The 4408-nt window shown below is 61.4% G+C and carries 6 protein-coding genes; 2 read left to right on the top strand and 4 right to left on the bottom strand.

Annotated features, from left to right (window positions below; genetic code table 11):
• From VEK15_14825 to VEK15_14810, 4 genes are all read right to left on the bottom strand, one after another.
• Positions 1 to 159: ABC-ATPase domain-containing protein (locus VEK15_14825; protein HXV61969.1), on the bottom strand; the 159-nt coding region annotated here is incomplete at its 3' end.
• 7 nt (positions 160 to 166) lie between these two features.
• Positions 167 to 1528, bottom strand: coding sequence for an MFS transporter (locus VEK15_14820; protein ID HXV61968.1), 1362 nt, complete (start codon positions 1526 to 1528; stop codon positions 167 to 169).
• Positions 1518 to 1964: a thioesterase family protein gene (locus VEK15_14815; protein ID HXV61967.1), complete on the bottom strand. Its 447-nt coding sequence runs from the start codon at positions 1962 to 1964 to the stop codon at positions 1518 to 1520. Before VEK15_14815 ends, VEK15_14820 begins: the two co-directional genes overlap by 11 nt.
• 9 nt (positions 1965 to 1973) lie before the next feature.
• Entirely contained in the window at positions 1974 to 3167 is a 1194-nt protein-coding gene (locus VEK15_14810) for a pyridoxal phosphate-dependent aminotransferase (protein HXV61966.1), read from the bottom strand.
• Positions 3168 to 3207: 40 nt separating this feature from the next.
• Between VEK15_14810 and VEK15_14805 the strand changes: the two genes are divergently transcribed.
• Together VEK15_14805 and VEK15_14800 are read left to right on the top strand one after the other, a co-directional pair.
• Entirely contained in the window at positions 3208 to 3408 is a 201-nt protein-coding gene (locus tag VEK15_14805) for a cold-shock protein (GenBank protein ID HXV61965.1), read from the top strand.
• 14 nt (positions 3409 to 3422) lie between these two features.
• Positions 3423 to 4277 (top strand): hypothetical protein, encoded by an 855-nt coding sequence (locus VEK15_14800; GenBank protein HXV61964.1) that lies wholly within the window; start codon positions 3423 to 3425, stop codon positions 4275 to 4277.
• The last annotated feature ends 131 nt before the right edge of the window (positions 4278 to 4408 follow it).

The raw sequence follows: 4408 nt of genomic DNA, 5'->3' as shown, positions 1-4408 counted from the left end.
ACGGAGCCGGAGCTTGGACGGGCTCGCGTACGGATCGCGCTGAACGTGATCGATGAACAGCGTAGCCCCGGAAAGCGAATGACTTCCGGCAAGCGCCCGGTACTCCGTGTAGCCGCGGCCATCGATTCGGACGAGGATGCGTCTCAGCGGATCACTCAACGGTTCGCTAACCCTGAGCGCTGGCCGTCACTCCGGGGGTCTCCGCGGTCAAGGAAGCCAGCGATGCCTCGATCGCGACGGCAACGGTACGGCCTTTCTGCACGTCGACGGTCGTCAGGAGGGCCAGTCCGATCACGAAGAAGAGGATCAGCGCCAGGATGCCGAGTCGTCCCCCTCCCGTCCAGTCGGCGACTACGGCAAAGACGAAGGGCCCGACGATGTTGCCGAACTTGGAGCTCACGCTGAAGAAGCCGAAGAATTGAGACGACTTCGAGCGGGGCACCATCGTCGCGAAGAGAGACCGGGAAAGGGCCTGACTTCCGCCTTGCACGAGGGCGAGGAGCCCGGCCAGAGTCCAGAACTGCCAGGCCTCGGTCATGAAGAAGCCGAGGACCGAGATCCCGGTATAGACGAAGAGCGAGAGGTAGATGCCGTTTTTCGCTCCGATGCGGCTCGCGAGCGTGCCGAAGGCGAACGTCGCCGGGATGCCGACGAATTGGGCCAACAAGAAAGCGCCGACGAGATGCCCGGTGCCGATCCCGATTTCGGTTCCATAGGCCGTCGCCATCTTGATGATGGTGTTGATGCCGTCGTTGTAGAACCAGAAAGCGAGCAGGAAAACGAACAAGTCGCGGTAGCGGCGGAGCTCCGATATCGTCTCGACCACCCGCATGACGCCCACCCTGAGCGCGTTCTCAGAATTCACGCCGCTCCGGTCCACTCTCCTGGGCTCGGGCACGCGGCGAAGAATCGGGATGGTGAACAACACCCACCACACGGCGACGCTGAGAAACGCCCATCGTGAAGCCTCACTCGCGTCGGTGAAGCCAAAACGCGTCGGCCAGCTCAGCCACGCGAGATGGACGGCAAGCAGCAGGCCTCCGCCCACGTATCCCAGTGCATATCCCGCGGTCGAGACCCGATCGATTTCGTCGTCGCGCGCTACGTGAGGAAGCAATGACTCGTAGAAGACGTTTCCCGAGGCGAAGCCGATGTTTCCCAGAATGAACGCCGAGGAGGCGAAGAACCATTCCCCGTCACCGGCGAAGTAGAGGAGGAAGGTACCCAGGCTGCCGATGAAAGCGAAGAACGCCAGGAATTTCTTCTTCGCTCCGAGGAAATCGGCTGCCGCGCCGAGAACGGGAGACGTGAGCGCGACGACGACGAGAGCAACGGATTGGGTATATCCCCAGTATGCCGTCCGGTCCTCGGCGACCAGCGTGGAGCCCGCCACGGTCACGTAGTAGATGGGAAGCACGGTGCCCATCACCGTCGTGACGAAGGCCGAGTTCGCCCAGTCGTACATGGCCCAGGAGCGCAGCTCGCGCCGATGGAGCCCGATTGCTCGGAGCGTGCCTTCAAGGCCCAATCGTCTGCTCCATTCGCTCGATTCGTCCGCGTACGGAGTCGGGAAGGAGCGCTTTCTTCAGATTTTGATAATCGTAGGCAACGACGAGACCCTCTCCGTCGGCAACGACGCGCTGGCGCGATTCGCTCACGATCCGGTATCGCATGACGAAGCGATCCGCGCCGATGGTATCGGCCCGAGCTCCGGTCCAGACCGTATCGGGATAGACGAGGGGTTTTCTGAAGTTGCAGCTCGTCGATGCCAGGATGGGGCCGATGCCCGAGCGTTTCATTTCTTCCAGAAAGCCAATGCGCTCGAGGTAGGCGATCCGGGCACTTTCGAAGTAGCGGAAAAAGACGGTATTGTTGACGTGCCCCATCGCGTCCATGTCCCCCCAGGCGACGAGTGACTCGATCACGACGGGAAAATCGGCGTTCAGCCGGTCGCGCTCTTTCATCGAACTGTTTCAACCATCGGTACCGCGCATTCTACTGGAAACAACGGAGAGCACTTCCCGGATGCCTCGGGCGAAAACCGCTCGTTCGGTGAGAAGGCTGACGACGACCAGGGCTTCTCGATCGAATCCGAAGTAAGCACCCGGATGGACATAGACCGAGGCCTCCTCCAGGAAGCGAAGCGCCCAGGATTCGGAGCTTTCGATCGCGGGAAGGCGTACCGGTGCGTACCAGCCGGCCTCGGGGGGCAGGATGGAGACCGAAGGTTCGGCCGGGACGAGGGACGACAAGACCGAGAGGTTCGAACGCGTCCGAAGAGAGATGCGTTCGGCAATCCCGGGAGCCAGCGCGAGCAGGTGCGGTGCCGCAATCTGAACCGGAGTTCCCACCGAGAGGTAGGTGTCCGAGATGTGCTCCAGGCGGTTCGCGGCTTCGCCGGTGAGCTCGGGAGATCCACCGATGGCGATCCAGGCCAACTTGAGCTGGGGAAGCCCGGCGAGCTTGGATAGCCCGCTGAGGACGAAGACGAGACCCGCGGTCGCGCCGGCAAAGCTGGGAATCTCTTGGTTTCGCTGAAGCGGATAGTCGAGAAAGACTTCGTCCACGATGAGCGAGATGCCCTTCGTTTCGGAGAGCTCGAGCAGGTTCTCGCGGACATCGGGAGTCGGGTAGGACCCCGTCGGGTTGTTCGGATTCACGACGACGAGGGCGCGGGTACGCGGTGAGATGAGTGAGGCAAGCGACGCCAGATCGATGCGCCACCCGTCTTCGAGCCGCAACGGGTAGGCAATGCTCTTTACCTCGTCCAGGGCCGCGAGAAAGCGCAGCAGAGGGTAGCTCGGCTCGGGAACAAGGACCTCGTCTCCCGCGTCACACAGGAGCTTGAAGACGTGCCCGTAGGCTTCGCTGGTGCTCGCCGTCAGGACGACGTCGTCAGCGTGGATCGCGCAGCCGCGGTCTGCGTAGTAACGCGCGACCGCTTCGCGCGCGGGCAAGTGCCCCTTCGCCGACGGTTCGTAGACCAGGGCCTCCGCTCGGGCCAGCGCGTTCAGAATTTCTTCACCCGGGTAACTCAAGCCCGCACGGGTCGGATTGGAAACCGTGAGGTCGGAGACCGGGTGGTTCTCCTCTCGCTTGCGCCTGAGGGCTCGGGACAGCTCGTTCTCCTCGAGGTTCCAGCTCAGCCTATTCGAGAATATTGACATTGACGTCTGTGCGGCAGGAGAACCATAATTCATTCCACCCATGGCGCGAGGCACGGTGAAATGGTTCGATGAACGCGAAGGCTACGGATTCATTATGCGTGATGACGGGCCGGACGTATATGTCGACGGCGCTGCCATCGTACCGAGCAGCCTTCGTTCGTTGGCCGAAGGCCAGGCGGTCGAGTTCGACATGACCGCCGGACCCCGAGGTCCTCGTGCCCTGAATGTAAAACCCGTCTGAGACTGGTTTTGGCCTTGGCGCGAATCCTCACCCGGTTTCCCCATCTGCCTTCCCTCGGGTTGATGGTGATGTCCCTGCCGGCCTATTTTCTCGCATACCAGCAAAATCCCGCGTTGCATTTTGGAATCGGGCGATGGGATGGTGCCTTCCTCGGGGATCCAACGGCGTTCTATCCGCCGGTGAGGTTGTCCGGCCCATTCCGGAATCCTGATGGATCGGTCGAAGTTCGAGAATTCGTGGGACGGCTGACCAAGAGAGAGACGAGTTTCCACCTTCCGTTTCACGCCGTTCGAAGTCCCATCGTTCTCACGATTCGTTGTCATCGGTTCGGCCAGCAGGGTACGGTGGTCCTGAGGGTCAACGACCACCATATTCGTGACTTCTTATTTACGAAGACGTCCTACCCTTGGGGCGGGATACGGGCGATCGTTCCTCAGGACGTCGCCGAGAGTGGTCCTCTCCGGATCACGCTCGCCGTCCAAGGCGGGGACGAGCCGCCGAGCCACCTCCCACCCGACTTCGGGCTCGGCGTCGACTGGCTGGAGGTCGCTCCCATGTCCCGGGGAGCCGTCCTGCTCCCGACCCCCGGACAATGGGTGAGCTTGCTTCTGCTTCTCCTATCGGCCTTTGCCTTCCTCCGGTTACTGCCAGCCACCCCGGCTCAGACGACGTTCGTCTTGCTCCTGATCACGGGCTCGGCTCTCTGGATGCTGGTCGCCTATTCCGTCACCGGCCAACGCGTCGTGTCGGCGGCATGGCTCGTTTTCCCCGTCGCGCTTCTCGCGCTCCGGCTTGCTGAGCTCATCGACTCCTGGCGCAGAACTTATTTTGTATCAACGAATTACGACGACGTGCCTCGCTCCGATTAGGACAAATCGTCCTGATTAGTGTACAATAACAGAATGAAGGCAATGGCAGTATCGCAACGCATACAGCATGAGAAGTTCGGGTTGGGTGTAGTAGCCGAAGCCGATTCCGAGTACACCGTGATCGAGTTCGA

The sequence above is a fragment of the Vicinamibacteria bacterium genome (genome assembly GCA_035620555.1).
GTDB lineage: Bacteria > Acidobacteriota > Vicinamibacteria > Marinacidobacterales > SMYC01 > DASPGQ01.
Note: the sequence above shows the minus strand (reverse complement) of the source record. Positions and strands in the feature narration are given on the sequence as shown.

Coding starts and splice junctions, on each gene's coding strand:
- VEK15_14815 (HXV61967.1), bottom strand. CDS start 1,964: ATGAAAGAGCGCGACCGGCTGAACGCCGATTTTCCCGTCGTGATCGAG.
- VEK15_14810 (HXV61966.1), bottom strand. CDS start 3,167: ATGTCAATATTCTCGAATAGGCTGAGCTGGAACCTCGAGGAGAACGAG.
- VEK15_14805 (HXV61965.1), top strand. CDS start 3,208: ATGGCGCGAGGCACGGTGAAATGGTTCGATGAACGCGAAGGCTACGGA.